Origin of the sequence: Methylopila capsulata (assembly GCF_016907975.1) — a bacterium.
Lineage (GTDB): Bacteria > Pseudomonadota > Alphaproteobacteria > Rhizobiales > Methylopilaceae > Methylopila > Methylopila capsulata.
The window spans coordinates 839,869-855,289 of sequence record NZ_JAFBCY010000002.1; the positions used below are offsets into that span (position 1 = coordinate 839,869).

Annotated in this window: 12 protein-coding genes; 7 read left to right on the forward strand and 5 right to left on the reverse strand. The window is 71.7% G+C overall.

The window, feature by feature from the left end:
* Window positions 1-71 precede the first annotated feature (71 nt).
* Window positions 72-1,658, reverse strand: a complete 1,587-nt coding sequence (locus tag JOD31_RS09645; RefSeq protein WP_204950107.1) for an alkaline phosphatase D family protein — start codon at window positions 1,656-1,658, stop codon at window positions 72-74.
* A gap of 127 nt (window positions 1,659-1,785) precedes the next feature.
* Window positions 1,786-3,633, reverse strand: a complete 1,848-nt coding sequence (gene ilvD, locus JOD31_RS09650) for a dihydroxy-acid dehydratase (protein ID WP_204950108.1) — start codon at window positions 3,631-3,633, stop codon at window positions 1,786-1,788.
* A gap of 176 nt (window positions 3,634-3,809) precedes the next feature.
* On the opposite strand from ilvD, the gene JOD31_RS09655 reads away from it, so the two are divergent.
* The 6 genes from JOD31_RS09655 (at window position 3,810) to JOD31_RS09680 (ending at window position 9,569) form a co-directional block, all read left to right on the forward strand.
* Window positions 3,810-4,712 carry a LysR family transcriptional regulator gene (locus JOD31_RS09655; RefSeq protein WP_204950109.1) on the forward strand — a complete coding sequence of 301 codons (903 nt, stop codon included), beginning with the start codon at window positions 3,810-3,812 and terminating at the stop codon, window positions 4,710-4,712.
* Between the two features lie 148 nt (window positions 4,713-4,860).
* Window positions 4,861-5,610 carry a 5-oxoprolinase subunit B family protein gene (locus JOD31_RS09660; RefSeq protein WP_204950110.1) on the forward strand — a complete coding sequence of 250 codons (750 nt, stop codon included), beginning with the start codon at window positions 4,861-4,863 and terminating at the stop codon, window positions 5,608-5,610.
* Complete coding sequence (locus tag JOD31_RS09665) at window positions 5,607-6,614, forward strand: 5-oxoprolinase subunit C family protein (protein ID WP_204950111.1); 1,008 nt, start codon at window positions 5,607-5,609, stop codon at window positions 6,612-6,614. Before JOD31_RS09660 ends, JOD31_RS09665 begins: the two co-directional genes overlap by 4 nt.
* 16 nt (window positions 6,615-6,630) lie before the next feature.
* Window positions 6,631-7,452: a putative hydro-lyase gene (locus tag JOD31_RS09670; protein WP_204950112.1), complete on the forward strand. Its 822-nt coding sequence runs from the start codon at window positions 6,631-6,633 to the stop codon at window positions 7,450-7,452.
* A 52-nt stretch (window positions 7,453-7,504) separates the two neighbouring features.
* On the forward strand, window positions 7,505-8,788 hold the full coding sequence (locus JOD31_RS09675) for an MFS transporter (protein ID WP_204950113.1): 1,284 nt from the start codon (window positions 7,505-7,507) through the stop codon (window positions 8,786-8,788).
* A gap of 16 nt (window positions 8,789-8,804) precedes the next feature.
* Window positions 8,805-9,569 carry a 5-oxoprolinase subunit PxpA gene (locus JOD31_RS09680; protein ID WP_204950114.1) on the forward strand — a complete coding sequence of 255 codons (765 nt, stop codon included), beginning with the start codon at window positions 8,805-8,807 and terminating at the stop codon, window positions 9,567-9,569.
* 28 nt (window positions 9,570-9,597) lie between these two features.
* Here JOD31_RS09680 and JOD31_RS09685 read toward each other — a convergent pair whose 3' ends face one another.
* Window positions 9,598-10,308, reverse strand: a complete 711-nt coding sequence (locus JOD31_RS09685) for a tetratricopeptide repeat protein (protein WP_204950115.1) — start codon at window positions 10,306-10,308, stop codon at window positions 9,598-9,600.
* A 128-nt stretch (window positions 10,309-10,436) separates the two neighbouring features.
* On the opposite strand from JOD31_RS09685, the gene ggt reads away from it, so the two are divergent.
* On the forward strand, window positions 10,437-12,185 hold the full coding sequence (gene ggt, locus JOD31_RS09690) for a gamma-glutamyltransferase (RefSeq protein ID WP_204950116.1): 1,749 nt from the start codon (window positions 10,437-10,439) through the stop codon (window positions 12,183-12,185).
* Window positions 12,186-12,189: 4 nt separating this feature from the next.
* Here the strand turns inward: ggt and JOD31_RS09695 are convergent, their stop codons facing one another.
* Both JOD31_RS09695 and JOD31_RS09700 read right to left on the reverse strand, forming a co-directional pair.
* Window positions 12,190-12,543 carry a cupin domain-containing protein gene (locus tag JOD31_RS09695; protein WP_204950117.1) on the reverse strand — a complete coding sequence of 118 codons (354 nt, stop codon included), beginning with the start codon at window positions 12,541-12,543 and terminating at the stop codon, window positions 12,190-12,192.
* A 71-nt stretch (window positions 12,544-12,614) separates the two neighbouring features.
* Complete coding sequence (locus JOD31_RS09700) at window positions 12,615-15,371, reverse strand: TIGR02302 family protein (RefSeq protein ID WP_204950118.1); 2,757 nt, start codon at window positions 15,369-15,371, stop codon at window positions 12,615-12,617.
* Window positions 15,372-15,421: the final 50 nt, after the last annotated feature.

Below are 15,421 nucleotides of genomic sequence, written 5' to 3' on the forward strand. Positions count from 1 at the left end.
TCCGTAAAGCGACGGCCGCTCCCCGTGGCAGTGGAGCTGCCGTGCGGATGCTGAGCGCTTTGCGCGCCGCCTCAGGCCGTCAGCGCGCCCGGCTGGCCGTCGGCCACCACGAAGCTTGCGACCGTGTCGACCGAGCCGCGCGGCGTCTCAACCCGGCTCGCGAACCGCAGGTCGGCCTTCAACCGCTCATGCGTCAGCGACATGCGGAAGTAGCCGCGCTTGTCGCCCTCGTAGTAGCGGATGTGCGGGTTGGCCGGGATCATCGGCCCGTAGTAGGGGCCATAGGGCGTGCGGTCGCCGCCGCTGGTGATCGCGGGCGTGACGAACTCGGTGGCGAGCGGCGTCCGGCCCGGACGCTTGAAGTCGCGGTGCAGGTCGTTGACGAAGGTCGAGTGCCAGTCGCCTGTGAACACCACGGGGTTCCGCACCCCGCCGTCCGCAATCGCCTTGAACAGACGGTCGCGCGCGGCCGGATAGCCGTCCCAGGCGTCGTTCCAGTAGCGCGTGCCGGCGCCGACGTCGTGGTCGAGTTCGGCCATCAGCGGCCCCTGGGTCAGGAAGGTCCAGCGGCGCTTGCCGTTCGCCAGACGCTGGTTGACCCAGCGCTCCTGGTTGACGCCCAGCATCGTGGCGCCGGGCTCCAGCGCGGCGGCGCACCTCTGGCTCTCGCCGTCGCCGCAGGGGTTGTCGCTGCGGTGCTGGCGGGTGTCGAGCATCACGAACTCGGCGAGATCGCCGAAGCTCAGCGAGCGGTAGATCAGCAGGTTGTTGGTCGCGCTGGTCGGCGGCCGGCGCAGCGGCATGTGCTCGTAATAGGCCTGGTAGGCGGCGGAGCGCCGCTTCAGGAACACGTCGAGCGGCATGTTCATGTATTCGGGGAAGCGGCCGGAGTAGTCGTTCTGCACCTCGTGGTCGTCCCAGATGACGACCATCGGGTGGCGCGCGTGCAGGCGCTGCAGATGGGGGTCGGTCTTGTAGAGCGCGTGCTGGTCGCGGTAGCGCTCGAGCGTCACCGTTTCGCCGGCGAACCGATCCGACAGCGTGACGCCGCGCACGTTCTTGCGCGGGTCATACTCATAGAGATAGTCGCCAAGGTGGAACACGACGTCGAGGTCCTGGTCGGCGACGTCGTTGAGGACCGTGTAGTAGCCGTCGTGCCACGCCTGACAGGTGAGGAGAGCGAAATCGAGGCTCGCCAGCGGCAGCGAAGCGTCTGGCGCAGTGCGGAAGCGCCCGACGCGGCTCTGCTCGGCGCGGTAGTCGAACTGGTAGAAATAGACCCGGTTCGGCAGCAGGCCCTGAACCTCGACGTGCACCGAATGGGCGAGCGAGGCGTGCGCCAGCGCGATGCCGGACTGGACGACGTTGCGCAGGCTCGAGTCCGTCGCCACCCGCCAACGCACCGGCAGGTACGGCTGGGTCAGGCCGCCGCCGTTCAGCGGGTCGGGCGCGAGCCGCGTCCAGAGCACGGCTCCGTCGGGCTTCGGATCCCCGGAGGCGACGCCGAGCGTGAACGGATCGGCGCCGAGGGACGGCTCGGCGAAGACGTCGTCGCCGGGCACGAGCGCGAGCGCCGTAGCCCCCAGCGCCGTCGCCCATGTGGCGTTCAGAAACCGGCGGCGGTCGACGCCGTGAAGAAGCCTTTTCTCGAGCGACATCCCTGAGCCCTCCGCTTCGGATCGCTCCAAAACTAGGGATCGCGCATGACGCGGATGTGAGGCGCAGATGACGCCGCGATGCGCGCCGCCGTCTTGAGCGTTCGACGCCGCTTGGGAGGATGCCGCCTCAGCGTGCCTGGTCGACGTCGCGCACGGCGCCGCGGGCGGCGCTGGTGGTGAAGGCGGCGTAGGCCCTCAGCGCCGCCGAGACCTTGCGCTTGCGCGCCTTCGGCTTCCAGGCGTCGGCGCCGCGAGCGATCTCGGCCGCGCGACGGGCCGCGATCACCGAAGGCTCGACCGCAAGCCGGATCGAGCGGCCGGGGATGTCGATCTCGACCAGGTCGCCGTCCTCGACGAGCGCGATCAGGCCGCCTTCCGCCGCTTCCGGAGAGACGTGGCCGATCGAGAGGCCGGACGAGCCTCCGGAGAAGCGGCCGTCGGTGACCAGCGCGCAGGCTTTGCCGAGACCCTTCGATTTCAGGTAGCTCGTGGGGTAGAGCATTTCCTGCATGCCGGGGCCGCCGCGCGGGCCTTCGTAGCGGATGACGACCACCTCGCCCGCGACGACCTTGCCGGTGAGGATCCCGCTGACGGCGTCGTCCTGGCTCTCGAACACCTTGGCCGGGCCTGAGAATTTCAGGATCGACTCGTCGACGCCCGCGGTCTTCACAATGCAGCCGTCGAGCGCGAGGTCGCCGGAGAGCACAGCGAGGCCGCCGTCCTTCGAGAAGGCGTGGTCGGCGCTGCGGATGACGCCGTTCTCGCGGTCGAGGTCGAGGTCGTCGTAGCGGCTGTTCTGGCTGAACGCGGTCTGGGTCGGCACGCCGCCGGGGGCCGCGCGGAAGAAGGTCTTGACCGCCTCGCTCTGGCTGACCGCGACGTCCCAGCGCGCGAGCGCGTCGCCGAGGGTCGCGCTGTGGACCGTCGGCTCGTCGAGGTGCAGCAGGCCCGCGCGGCCAAGCTCGCCCAGAATGCTCATGACGCCGCCGGCGCGGTGGACGTCCTCCATGTGCACGTCGGCCTTCGCCGGCGCGACCTTGCAGAGCACCGGCACGCGGCGCGACAGCCGGTCGATGTCCTCCATGGTGAAGCCGACCTCGCCCTCGTGGGAGGCCGCCAGCAGATGCAGCACGGTGTTGGTCGAGCCGCCCATGGCGATGTCGAGGCTCATGGCGTTCTCGAACGCGTTGAAGCTCGCGACCGAGCGCGGCAGGACGCTGGCGTCGTCGCTCTCGTAGTAGCGCTTGGCGATGTCGACGATCAGGTGGCCGGCCTCCACGAACAGGCGCTCGCGGTCGGCATGGGTGGCGAGCGTCGAGCCGTTGCCGGGGAGCGAGAGGCCGAGCGCTTCGGTCAGGCAGTTCATGGAGTTCGCGGTGAACATGCCCGAGCACGAGCCGCAGGTCGGGCAGGCGGAGCGCTCGATCTTGGCGACGTCCTCCTCCGCGACGCGGTCGTCGGCGGCCGCGACCATGGCGTCCACGAGGTCGAGCGCGACCTCCTTGCCTTTGAGCACGACCTTGCCCGCTTCCATCGGCCCGCCGGAGACGAAGACGGTCGGGATGTTGAGGCGCAGCGACGCCAGCAGCATGCCGGGGGTGATCTTGTCGCAATTCGAGATGCAGACCATGGCGTCCGCGCAGTGCGCGTTGACCATGTACTCGACGCTGTCGGCGATCAGTTCGCGCGAGGGCAGGCTGTAGAGCATGCCGTCGTGGCCCATCGCGATGCCGTCGTCGACGGCGATGGTGTTGAACTCTTTCGCGACGCCGCCCGCCTTCTCGATCTCGCGCGCCACCAGCTGGCCGAGGTCCTTGAGGTGGACGTGGCCCGGGACGAACTGCGTGAACGAGTTCACCACCGCAATGATCGGCTTGCCGAAGTCGCTGTCCTTCATCCCCGTCGCGCGCCAGAGCCCGCGGGCGCCGGCCATGTTGCGGCCATGGGTGGTGGTGCGGGAGCGGTAGGCGGGCATCGCGGCTGTCCTCGGCGGTCCGGTTCTTATGGATCGTTCTCTTGGGGCAGGGATTTACGACCTCCGCGCCCCGCCGTCGAGCGCGCGGGCCCTGGGCCCTGCGTCCCGCGCGGCGCATGACGGGCGGCGGCCGGCGGGGCATGGTTGGCCGAACACGCGTCCGGAGAGCGTCGCCCATGGCGGACCTGCGCAGCCTCGAGATCTTCTACTGGGTGGCGACGCTCGCGAGCTTTCGCCGCGCGGCCGAGCAGGTGAACACCACGCAGCCGGCCGTTTCCCAGCGCATCGCGGCGCTCGAGCAGGAGTACGGGCCGCTGCTGGAGCGGCGTGCCCGCGACGTCGCGCTTACCGACGCCGGCCGGCGGGTGCTGGCCTACGCCGAGCGCTTCCTGGCGCTGCGCGCCGAAATGACAGCGGACCTCGCAAGTCCTGAGACCATGACCGGCTCGCTGCGGCTCGGCGTGTCCGAGACCATCGTGCACCTCTGGCTGATTCCGTTCGTGGAGCGGCTGCGCGCGGTCTACCCCGGCGTCACGGTCGACATTTCGGTCGACATCTCCACCAATATGCAGAGCGCGCTACTCGCGAACGAGATCGACCTCGCGCTCCTCGTCGGCCCGATCACCCTGCCGGACTTCGTGAACCGCCCGCTGTTCAGCACGCCGGTCGCCTGGATCGCCTCGCCGCAACTTCTGGACTGCGACCGCCCGCTCGCGCTGGACGACCTGCTGCGCCACCCTCTGATCACCTATCCCAAGAACACCAGCCCCTACGTGGAGCTGCGCGACTTGATCCTGCGCGCGAACGGGCCGCCGCCGCAGATCCACACCAGCGCCTCGCTCGCCACCATCGTGAAGATGACGGTGGAGCGGCTGGGAATCTGCGTGATCCCGCCGGCGATCGTGCGCAAGGAGATCGCCGCCGGCGAGCTGGTGGTGGCGCGGACCGAGGTCCGGCTGTCGCCGATCGGTTTCACGGCGACCTACGCCAATCGCCCGGGCCAACATCTGGCGGAGCAGGCCGCGCGGATCGCGCAGGAGGTCGCCGGCGCCTTCGCAGCAGGGCCTCCCGCGCCATAACGAGGGCTTATCGCCGTCGATCCGCAATCACGATTGGCGAAAATCGCGGCAGAGGCTCACGCTGCCGCAATCCTGGGCAAGCGACGAACGTACTGGCCTGACGGCCGCTCGTCCGACCCTCGCCCCGCCGCCGCTGGGGAGGCGCGCCATGACCGAGACGCCGCTGTCGGACCTCGAAACGCCGCGCTTTCTCGACGCGGGAGAAGCTGCGCTCGTGGTCGAGTTCGGCGCGACGGTCGACCCGGCGGTCAACGACCGCGTGCTGGAGCTCGACGCCGCGCTGCGGGCGCGGACGCCCGAGGGGGTCGTCGAAACCGTCCCGACCTATCGCTCGCTGATGATCCACTACGATCCGCTGGCGCTCGACCGCAGCGCGCTGGTGGAGGCGGTGAAGGGCCTGAGCCGGGACGACGCCTCCGAGCGTGCGCCCGGCCGCGCCTGGATCGTGCCCTGCTGCTACGATCCCGCCTTCGGCGAGGACCTGATCGAGGTCGCCGACAAAGTCGGGGTCACGCCGGAAGAGGTGATGGCGCTGCATTCCGGGGCCGACTACCGCGTCTACATGTACGGCTTCGCGCCCGGCTTCGCCTATCTCGGCGGGCTCCCGCAGACGCTCGGCCTGCCGCGCCGACCGACGCCGCGGCCGCCCCATCCCGAAGGCGCGTTGATGATCGGCGGGGGGCTGGCCGCCGTCGCCTCCTTCCCCATGCCGACCGGGTGGTACGTGCTGGCGCGCACGCCCGAGCGGCTGTTCTCGGCCCGGCGCAACCCGACCTTCCTGTTCGAGGCCGGCGACACGCTGCGCTTCGAGGCCGTCGACCCCGAGACCTTCGCGGAGCTCGACGCCCGGGCCGGGGCCGGCGAGGTCGTCGCCCGGCGCGCGGAGCCACAGGCATGACCACGGCGCGGCTGAAGATCCTGTCCGGCGCCGGCGCGACCCTGCAGGACGCGGGGCGCCACGGCTACATGCGCTATGGCGTGACGCCGGCGGGCCCGATGGACCCGCTGGCGTTCGCGACCGCGAACCGGGCGCTTGGAAACGACCTTGGAGCGACCGCGGTCGAGGTCTCGGTCGGCGGACTTTCCGTCGCGGCCGAGACGCCGCTCGACGTGGCGATCGCGGGCGGCGGCTTCCGCATCGAGCACGACGGTCGGACGCTGCCGTCGAACGTCGCGCTGACGCTGAAGGCCGACAGCGTGCTGACGCTGAAAGCCGGCTCGGACGGCGCCTGGGGTTACCTCGCCGTCGGCGGCAGGATCGACGTGGCCCCGACGCTCGGCTCCGCCGCAACCCACACCCGCTCCGGCTTCGGCGGGCTCGACGGGCGCGCCTTGCGGGCCGGCGACGCGCTCGCCGTCGAGGACGCCCGCGCGAGCGTCGGCGAGCCCGCCGCGATGATCGTCCCCTGGCTCGGGCGCCGCCCGGATCGCATCCGCGTCGTGCTCGGACCACAGGCGGACGCCTTCGCCTCGGACGAGATCGAGGCCTTTCTCGACGAGGGCTGGACCGTGACGGCGCGCGGCGACCGCATGGCCTGTTTTCTCAAAGGACGGCCGCTGCGCCACGCGGCCGGCCACGACATCGTTTCGGACGGAATCGCGATGGGCGCGATCCAGGTCCCAGGCGACGGGCTGCCGATCGTGCTGATGGCGGACCGCCAGCCGACCGGCGGCTACCCCAAGATCGCGACCGTCATCGGCGCCGACCTCGGCCGCCTCGCCCAGGTCCAGGCCGGCGGCGGCGTGCGCTTCGCAGCGGTCTCCATCGACGAGGCCGTCGCCGCCCGCCGCGCCGAGCGCGACGCGCTTGCGCCGGCCATCCGCCTCGAGCCGGTCGTCCGCACCGCCTTCAGCTCCGAATTCCTGCTCGGCCTGAACCTCATCGACGGCGTCACAGCGTGACGCAACGGAGAGCCCCATGAACCAGCCCATCGCCCACGCGAGCCTCGCCCCCGCAACGCCGTTCCGCACCGCGGCCGACGCCCGCCGCGCCATCCGGAGCGGCGCCTGGACCGGCCACACCGTCGGCCTCGCCCCCGCCAACGTGCAGGGCAACCTGATGATCCTCCCCGCGGACCTTGCGGGCGACTTTCTGCGCTTCTGCCAGGCGAACCCGAAACCCTGCCCGCTGCTCGGAGTGTCCGAACCCGGGTCGCGCCGGCTTCCCGCCCTTGGGCTCGATCTCGACCTCGCGACCGACGCGCCGGGGTATCGCGTGTTCGAACACGGCGAACTGACGGCCGAGGTTCCCGACCTCGAGGCGATCTGGCGCGACGACTTCGTCACCTTCGTCATCGGCTGCTCGTTCTCGTTCGAGGAGGCGCTGCTCGCGGCCGGCGTGCCGCTGCGGCACGTCGCTGAGGGCCGCAACGTCGCGATGTACACGACCGCGATCCCGACGACGGCGGCCGGCCCGTTCCACGGGCCGCTGGTCGTCTCGATGCGGCCGATGAAGGCCGCCGACGCCATCCGCGCGATCCAGATCACCGGCCGCCTTCCGGCGGTGCATGGCGCGCCGGTGCACATCGGCGATCCCTCGCTGATCGGGATCGCCGACATCGCCGCCCCCGACTTCGGCGATCCCGTCGCGATCCTGCCCGACGAGATGCCGGTGTTCTGGGCCTGCGGCGTCACCCCTCAGGCCGTCGCGATGGCGGCCAAACCCGCGCTCTGCGTCACTCACGCCCCCGGCCTCATGCTGATCACGGACCTTCTGAACCGGGACCTCGCCTTCGTCTGACCTCACGCCGCGGTCCGGGCGATCCCGGCGCGACCCTTAAGGGAGAGCTTCGATGTGGCTGAAAGACACGAACGCCAGTGAGAGGCGCGTCCTGACGGCGGCCTTCGCCGGCTACGGCGTCGATGCGTTCGACTACATGATCTACACCTTCATGATCTCGACGCTCGCGATCGTGTGGGGTCTTTCGAAGACCGAAGCCGGCAACATCGCGACCGCCGCGCTGATCACCTCCGCCATCGGCGGTTGGGCCGCGGGCGTGCTGGCGGACCGGTTCGGCCGGGTCCGCGTCCTCCAGCTGACCGTCGCCTGGTTCTCGGTGTTCACGGTGCTGAGCGGGTTCACCAACTCCTACGAGCAGCTGCTGTTCACCCGCGCCATGCAGGGCTTCGGCTTCGGCGGCGAATGGTCGGTCGGATCGGTGCTGATCGCCGAGTCGATCCAGGCGCGCTACCGCGGCAAGGCGGTCGGGCTGGTGCAGAGCAGCTGGGCCGTCGGCTGGGCCTGCGCCGCGATCGCCTACTGGGCGGTGTTCGCCTTCGTGGAGCCCGAGCTCGCCTGGCGCATCCTGTTCTGGCTGGGGGCGCTGCCGGCCGTCATCATCTTCTACATCCGCCGCAAGGTTCAGGACCCGCAGGTCTACACCGACACCAAGGCCCGCATGCTGGAGCGCGGCGAGAAGGGCAATTTTCTCGAGATCTTCTCGCGACCGCTGATCGTCCGCACCCTGCTCGCCAGCCTGCTCGCGACCGGCATGCAGGGCGGCTACTACGCCGTCACCACGTGGCTGCCGACCTATCTCAAGACCGAGCGCAACCTCTCGGTGCTCAACACCAGCAGCTACCTGCTCGTGCTGATCCTCGGCTCCTTCCTCGGCTATCTCACCAGCGCCTGGCTGTCGGACCGGATCGGCCGGCGAAAGGGCTTCATCCTGTTCGGCGTCTGCGCCGGCGTGCTGGTGTCGAGCTACATGCTGATCCCGATCAACGACACGGCGATGCTGTTCCTCGGCTTCCCGCTGGGCTTCTTCCTGTCCGGCGTGTTCTCAGGCATGGGCGCCTTCCTGAGCGAGCTGTTCCCGAGCCGGGTGCGGGGCTCGGCCCAGGGCTTCTGCTACAACTTCGGCCGCGCCGTCGGCGCAATCTGCCCCGCGCTCGTCGGCCACCTCAGCGGTTCGCTCACGCTCGGCGTGGCGATCGGGGTGATGGCGGTGGGGGCCTACACGCTGGTGGTGATAGCGGCCCTGCTGCTGCCGGAGACCGCCGGGCGGGAGCTCGAAGCCGATGAGAGCGCGAGCGACTTGAAGACCGCCGCGGCCCCGGCCGCCGCAGGGAGCTGACGCGAGGACAGAGCCGATGCCGACCATTGATCTCAACGCCGATCTCGGCGAGGGCTTCGGAGCTTACGCCTGCGGCGACGACGGCGCGATGCTCGACGTCGTCACCTCGGCCAACGTCGCCTGCGGCCTCCACGCCGGCGACCCCGAGATCATGGCGAACACCTTCGCCATGGCCAAAGCCAAGGGCGTCGCCGTCGGCGCCCACCCCGGATTCCCCGACCTCTGGGGGTTCGGGCGCCGGCGGATGCCGTTCACGGCCGCCGAGATCGAGCGTCTCGTCGCCTACCAGATCGGCGCGGCGCAGGCGCTGGCGGCCTACGCCGGCCACCGGATCGCTTACGTGAAGGCGCACGGCGCGCTCGCGAACCTCGCCGCCGCCGAACGCGAGGTGGCGGACGCCGTGGCGAAGGCGGTGAAGGCCGTCGACCCGACGCTTGCGCTGCTCGCGATCGCGCTGACCGCGCAGGTGCCGGCGGGAGAGGCGGCGGGGCTCGCCGTGCACCAGGAGATCTTCGCCGACCGGGGGTACGACGAGGCCGGCCAGCTGATCGCGCGCGGCCAGCCCGGCGCCCTGCTTCAGGACGCCGACGAGGCCGCGGACCGCGCGATCGCCATGGTCGAGGAGGGCGCGATCGTCACCACGTCGGGCGCGCGGCTCGCGACGCCGATCCGCTCGATCTGCGTCCATGGCGATTCCGATCACGCCGTGGCGATGGCGAGGGCCGTCCGCGAACGCCTGCGCGCGGCTGGCGTCGACCTTGCGGCGTTCACGGCGACGTGACGCGCGGCCGAGACCGCGCCGCGCAGGCTCAGCCCGCGGGCTTCGCCGTCTTCATCGCGAGACCCGACCGGCCGGCCTTCAGCCCCTGCACCATCGCGAGGTTGGCGCGCACCTTGTCGTCCGCCCGCGGGCTCGCCGCCGCCTGCAGAAGGATCTGCTCGGCCTTCGGCAGGTCGCGGTTCAACGCGTAGGACAGTCCAAGATTCGAAAGGATGGAGGGCTCGCCGGGCGCGATCTTCAGGGCCGCCTCGTAGTAGCCCCGCGCCTCCCCGCTGCGGCCAAGCTGGTCGAGGATCGCCGCCTGCGCGTTCAGGATGCGCCAGTCCGGGTTCTCCGGCGCGTGGGCGCGGCCGAGCACGTTGAACGCGTCCTCCAGCCGGCCGGCGTCCGCCAGCGAACGGCCGTAGGCGCCGAGGATCTGCTTCTGCGTGGGGTTCTTGATGCTCGCGCTTTCCAGCACGGCCAGCGCCTGCGCCTTCTGGCCGAGCGCGCGGAGCGTCACGCCGTAGGCGTAGGCGGTCGCGGCGTCGTTGGGGTTCTTCGCGTAGGACGCGCCGTAGGACGCGGCCATCTTGCGCAGCTGCGCCTCCTTCGCCTCCGGCGTCGCGATCTCGCGCGAGGCGCTGGTCTTGAAGATGGAGCCGGTGACGTCGCCGTCCGTCTTGCAGCCGGCGAGCCCCGCGGCCATCAGCGCGACCGCCGCGAGCCGGCCAAACGCGAGCGTGGCGCAGGAAAGCATGATCGAGCCCCGAACAGCCGCGCCATCCCGGAGGCGCCCCCATCCGAGGTCATAATCCGTTAACCCTAATGCGCGGTTAACGGATCAATCCAGGTTATGATTTGAGGACGACCCTCCGGAAGGCCCGCATGCGTTCGCTCCTGCGCCTCGCGCTCCTTCTCGCCCTGATCGCCGTCTCTCCCGCCGCGGCGCAAGACGCGAGACAGGCGCCCGACGGCGCGCCGCCCGAGATCGCGACCGGCTTCGCGCCCAAGCCGCTCGTCCGCGCGCAGCGCTTCATGGCCGCGACCGCGAACGGCCACGCGACCGCCGCGGCGGTCGCCATGCTGCGGGCCGGCGGCTCGGCGGCGGACGCCGCGATCGCCGCGCAGCTGACCCTCGGCCTCGTCGAACCGCAGTCCTCGGGCCTTGGCGGCGGCGCTTTCGCCGTCGTGTGGAGCGCCGCGGAGAAACGCCTCGCCACATTCGACGGCCGCGAGACCGCCCCGGCGGCGGCCACGCCGACCCTGTTCCAGGACGAGCGCGGCGAGCCGCTGTCGCGGCTGGAGGCCGTCATAGGCGGCCGCTCGGTCGGGACGCCGGGAACGCCGCGCCTGCTGGAGCGGCTGCACCAGCGCGCAGGCCGCCTCCCGTGGGCGGAGCTGTTCGGCCCGGCGCTCCGCCTCGCCGAGAAAGGCTTCGCCGTCTCGCCTCGTCTGGCCGCGCAGATCGCCGACGACGCGGAACGTCTCGCCCGGATCCGGGCGACGGCGGCCTATTTCCTCCCCGGCGGCCGACCGCTCCGGGCGGGCGAGACCCTGCGCAACCCCGCCTACGCCGAGACCCTCAAGGCGCTCCGCGACGGCGGCGCCGACGCCTTCTACGAAGGACCGATCGCCGCCGACGTCGTGCAGGCCGTGCGCTTCGCGCCCACAAATCCCGGGCTGCTCGCCGCCGGCGACCTCACGCGCTACCAGGTCGTCGAGCGCGACGCGGTCTGCGCGCCCTATCGCATCTACGAGGTCTGCGGCATGGGTCCGCCCTCGTCCGGCGGGATCGCGATCGCGCAGATTCTGGGGATGATCGAACCCACCGACATCGCAGGGCTCGGGCCTGCGAGCGCCGAGGCCTGGCGGTTGATCGGCGACGCCTCCCGCCTCGCCTTCGCCGACCGCGAGCGTTACGTCGCGGACCCCGCCTTCACGCCACAGCCGACCCGAGGTCTGCTCGCCCGCGACTATCTCGCCGAGCGCGCCCGGCTGCTGTCCGGCCCCCGCGCGCTGGACCAGGCCCCGGCGGGGCGGCCGAAGTTCTCGCACGCCTTCGTCGACGGCGCGGCGTTGGACCTGCCGGCGACCAGCCATCTGTCGATCGTCGACGCCGAAGGGAACGTGGTCTCCATGACCACCACCATAGAGGCCGGATTCGGCTCCCGGCTGATGGCGCGGGGCTTTCTGCTGAACAACGAGCTGACCGACTTCTCCTTCCGCAGCCACCGCGACGGCGTCCCCATCGCGAACCGCGTCGAGCCCGGCAAGCGCCCGCGCTCCACCATGGCGCCGACGATCGTGCTGAAGGGCGGACGGCCCCTTCTCGCGCTCGGCTCGCCCGGCGGATCGCAGATCGCGGGCTATGTCGCGAAAGCGCTGGTGGCGCGGCTGGACTGGGGGATGGACATCGCCCAGGCGATCGCCCTGCCCAACCTCGTCAACCGCTTCGGACCCTTCGAGCTGGAGGCGGGGACCTCCGCGGAGGCGCTGGCGCCCGCGCTGCAGGCGCTCGGCTTCCGCACGGTCGCGACCGACCTGACCTCGGGGACGCAGGCGATCGAGATCACGCCCGAGGGCCTGCTCGGCGCCGCGGACCCCCGCCGCGAGGGCGTGGCCGGCGGGGACTGAGCGCTTAGGAAGCTTCGCGCGACGACGTTTCGGAACGTCCGGCCTCGAAATGGACGGCGAGCCAGACCGTCGGCCGGTCGGGGTCCGTAAACGTGACGCGGTGGGCGACGCCGGCCGGGATCAGCAGGTGATCTCCGGGCGAAAGCGCGGTCTCGCCCGCCGCCGTCTCGATCCGGGCGCCGCCCGCGAGCACCAGCACCCATTCGTCGTGGCCCTGCACGTAGGGCCGGTCCGCCGGCGTGGTCTGGCCCTGCGACACGATCCGCTCGAACCGGCAGCCCGGCCGCGTCAGGATGTCCACGAACTGCTCCTCGGCGGAGGCGTCGGGAAGCGGGTTCAGGAGATTGCCGGGCGCCATCGAGCTGTCCGGAAGCCGCGCGGCGGAGGACTGCGTTCCGAGAGGGTCAGAGGGAACGGCGGTCGCCGGCCTCATGGCGTCAGCAGGCGCTCCAAGTAGTCGAGCTCGTCGCGGGAGCGTTCGTTTTCGCCCAGCCGGCGGCGAAGCTCCTCGAGCACGCGACGGGCGCGCTGGGCTTCGATCTCGCCGGGCACCTTCGTCGTCGTCCCGTCGCTTTCACGGCGGCGGACCGGGCGTCCGAGCGGATCGTCGTCGCGGCCGTTCTCGCCCTCGCGCATGCCCTGCGCGCCCTCGCCAGGCTGCTGGCCCGGCTCGCCGCCCTGCTGGCCTTCCTGCATCTGGTTCGCGAGGTTCTGCGCGCCCTTGCGCAGGTTCTCGAGCGCCTTGCCCTGGTCGTCGAGCGCCTGGCCGGTCTCGCCCTGGCCGAGCGAGCCGCGGGCGTCGCCCATGCTCCGGCCGGCCTCGCCCAGCGCGTTCTCGCCCTCGCCCTGCTGACCCTGACCCTGTTGGCCCTGTTGGCCTTGACCGGGCTGCTGGCCCTGGCCCTGCTGCCCGGGCTGGCGCCCTTGCTGGCCCGGCTGCTGCCCCTGCTGCTGACCAGGCAGCTGACCAGGCCGCTGACCCTGCCGCTGCTGCTGACCGGCCTGGCCGTCCTGCATCTCCTTCATCAGCTGGTCGAGCTTGTCGCGCAGCGCTTGCTGCTGCTCGGCGAGCGCGCCCATCTGGTCCTGCTCGCCCTTCTGGCCTTGCTGGTCCGGCTGACGGCGGCCCTGCTGGCCACGCTGGTTGCGGTCGGCGCGCTCGTTCTGGCGGAACTGCTGGAAGGTCTTGTCGCGCAGCTTGCTCTGCTCGCGGATCATGTCCTGCAGCTTGTCGAGCTGCTGCTGCTGCGCCTGGCTGTTCGGATCCTGCTGCTGGCGCTGGGCGGTCTGCAGGTTGTCGAGCATCTGGCGGAGCTCGTTCAGCGCCTGTCGGGCCGCGTCGCGCGCGCCGGACTTCGCCATCTGCTCCATCCGGTCGATCATCTTCTGGAGGTCCTGCGGCGTCACCGCCTGCGCGCCGTTCGGGCTCTTCTGCGCCTGGCTGTTCGGCTGCTGCTGGGCCTTCTGCGCCAGCTCCTTCATGAACTGGTCGAGCGCCTTGCGCAGGTCCTCGGTGAGCTTGGCGATCTCCTGCTCGGAGGCGCCGTTCTCAAGCGCCTTGCGCAACGCCTCCTCGGCGGCGCGCAGGTTCTTCTCGGCTTCAGGCAGATCGCCATCCTCGATCCGCAGCGCCATCTGCCAGAGGTAGTCCGCGACTTCGCGCAGCTGATCGTCCGCATGGGCGAGCTCGAGCCGGCGGTAGGCGGTGCGCAGGCCGAGATAGATCGAAGCCTGCGGCGTGAACTCCTCCGGAAGCAGCATCAGCGCCTGCAGCGCCTGCGCCACCTTGGGCTTTGCGTTGGCGTCGAGCGCGAGGTCCCGGCGCTGCTCGACAAGCGCGCGGGCGAGCGGATTGGTGAAGGGCCGCGCCGGCAGACGCAGCGGCGTCGCGGCGCTCGCGCCCTCCTGTCCGGCCTCGTCGCGGGCGTGCAGCGTCATGACGACGTCGGCGCCGGCCCAGGGGTGCTCCATCAGGTCGAGCGGCGTCTGGGCCTGGCCCTCCCGCGCCCGGGCGCGGGGCAGGCCAAGCGCGACCTTCGGCGCGTCGTAGAGCGGGCGCTTCGCCACAGGCTCCTCGGTCGAGGCCTTTTGCCCGAACAGCGGCTTGGGCGCGGGCGTCGGCCTGAGGGCGAAGCGCGCCTCAGCGCCGGCCACGCCGTAGTCGTCCTTGACGTCATAGGCAACCGTCAGCGTGCCCCGGGCGCTGCGCTGGGGCGGGCTCGCGAGCGCGATCGTCGGCGGCTGGTCGGGGATCGCAGCGAAGCGCCAGACGCGCGGCTCGGCGCCCACGGTCTCCACCGTCGCCTCGGCTTCGCCCGTGAGCTTGAAGCGCCGCTCGACGACGCCGTCCGGCGTCCGGCCCGGCAGTTCGACCGGTTCGGCCCCTCCGGTCGCCCGGATGTCCGCCGACCCGCCGGCGGCGCGCACGACGAGAATGGACCCGGTCGGCGCGCGAACCGCCTCGGCGACCTGCGGCGCGTCGGGGGCCGCGGCGGCGCGCGGATCGACGACGGCGGCGGCGGGACGGCCGGCCGTCAGGTAGATCGGCGGGCGTCCGGTGTAGGCCGGCGGGGCGACCCAGGCGTCGATGCGGGCGGGCGTCGCCTCCGCCGTCGGCGCGGTCCAGTCGAAAGCGGTCAACACCCGGGCCGCGCGATCGCCGCCGGCGACCGAGAAGGCCACGACCAGCACGAGGCCGACGAGAAACCGCAGCGCGTAGGGGTCGCGCGCGGCAAGCCGCGGCGCGGGAGCGGGCGCTTTCAAGCGCCGGGCCTCGGCCTCGACGCGGGCGCGATGGGCCTGCCAGAGCGCGCGGGTGAGCGGATCGTCGCCGGTGGTCGGCGCCAGCCGGTCGTCGAGGCTGGTGGCGGGCCGGTGCGCGACGCCGCTCGCGCGGTCGATGCGGGCGAGCAGGTCGCCTCGGCCCGGCGCGGCGATGCGGATCAGCGGCGCGAGAGCGGCGAGGCCGGCGAGCGCGAACAGCGCCACGCCCGCCATGCGGCCGAGCGGCGGCAGCGCGTCCCAGAGGCCGAACCACGACAGGCTGAGGAACAGCGCGACGACCGTGATGGCTGCGGCCAAGGCCGGCCAGGCGCCTTCCCACACGAGCGCAAGCCGGGCGCGCCGCACCAGCCGGTCGATCAGGGCCCCGCGCGCGCCGCGCGGATCAGGCTGGGTCTCGTTCAAACGCCGGTCTCCCGTGCGCGCCCGTCCCCAAGGCGTTCCGCACTCGAAGT

Coding starts and splice junctions, on each gene's coding strand:
- JOD31_RS09670 (WP_204950112.1), top strand. CDS start 6,631: ATGAACCAGCCCATCGCCCACGCGAGCCTCGCCCCCGCAACGCCGTTC.
- ilvD (WP_204950108.1), bottom strand. CDS start 3,633: ATGCCCGCCTACCGCTCCCGCACCACCACCCATGGCCGCAACATGGCC.
- ggt (WP_204950116.1), top strand. CDS start 10,437: ATGCGTTCGCTCCTGCGCCTCGCGCTCCTTCTCGCCCTGATCGCCGTC.
- JOD31_RS09685 (WP_204950115.1), bottom strand. CDS start 10,308: ATGCTTTCCTGCGCCACGCTCGCGTTTGGCCGGCTCGCGGCGGTCGCG.
- JOD31_RS09675 (WP_204950113.1), top strand. CDS start 7,505: ATGTGGCTGAAAGACACGAACGCCAGTGAGAGGCGCGTCCTGACGGCG.
- JOD31_RS09660 (WP_204950110.1), top strand. CDS start 4,861: ATGACCGAGACGCCGCTGTCGGACCTCGAAACGCCGCGCTTTCTCGAC.
- JOD31_RS09665 (WP_204950111.1), top strand. CDS start 5,607: ATGACCACGGCGCGGCTGAAGATCCTGTCCGGCGCCGGCGCGACCCTG.
- JOD31_RS09645 (WP_204950107.1), bottom strand. CDS start 1,658: ATGTCGCTCGAGAAAAGGCTTCTTCACGGCGTCGACCGCCGCCGGTTT.
- JOD31_RS09655 (WP_204950109.1), top strand. CDS start 3,810: ATGGCGGACCTGCGCAGCCTCGAGATCTTCTACTGGGTGGCGACGCTC.
- JOD31_RS09695 (WP_204950117.1), bottom strand. CDS start 12,543: ATGGCGCCCGGCAATCTCCTGAACCCGCTTCCCGACGCCTCCGCCGAG.
- JOD31_RS09680 (WP_204950114.1), top strand. CDS start 8,805: ATGCCGACCATTGATCTCAACGCCGATCTCGGCGAGGGCTTCGGAGCT.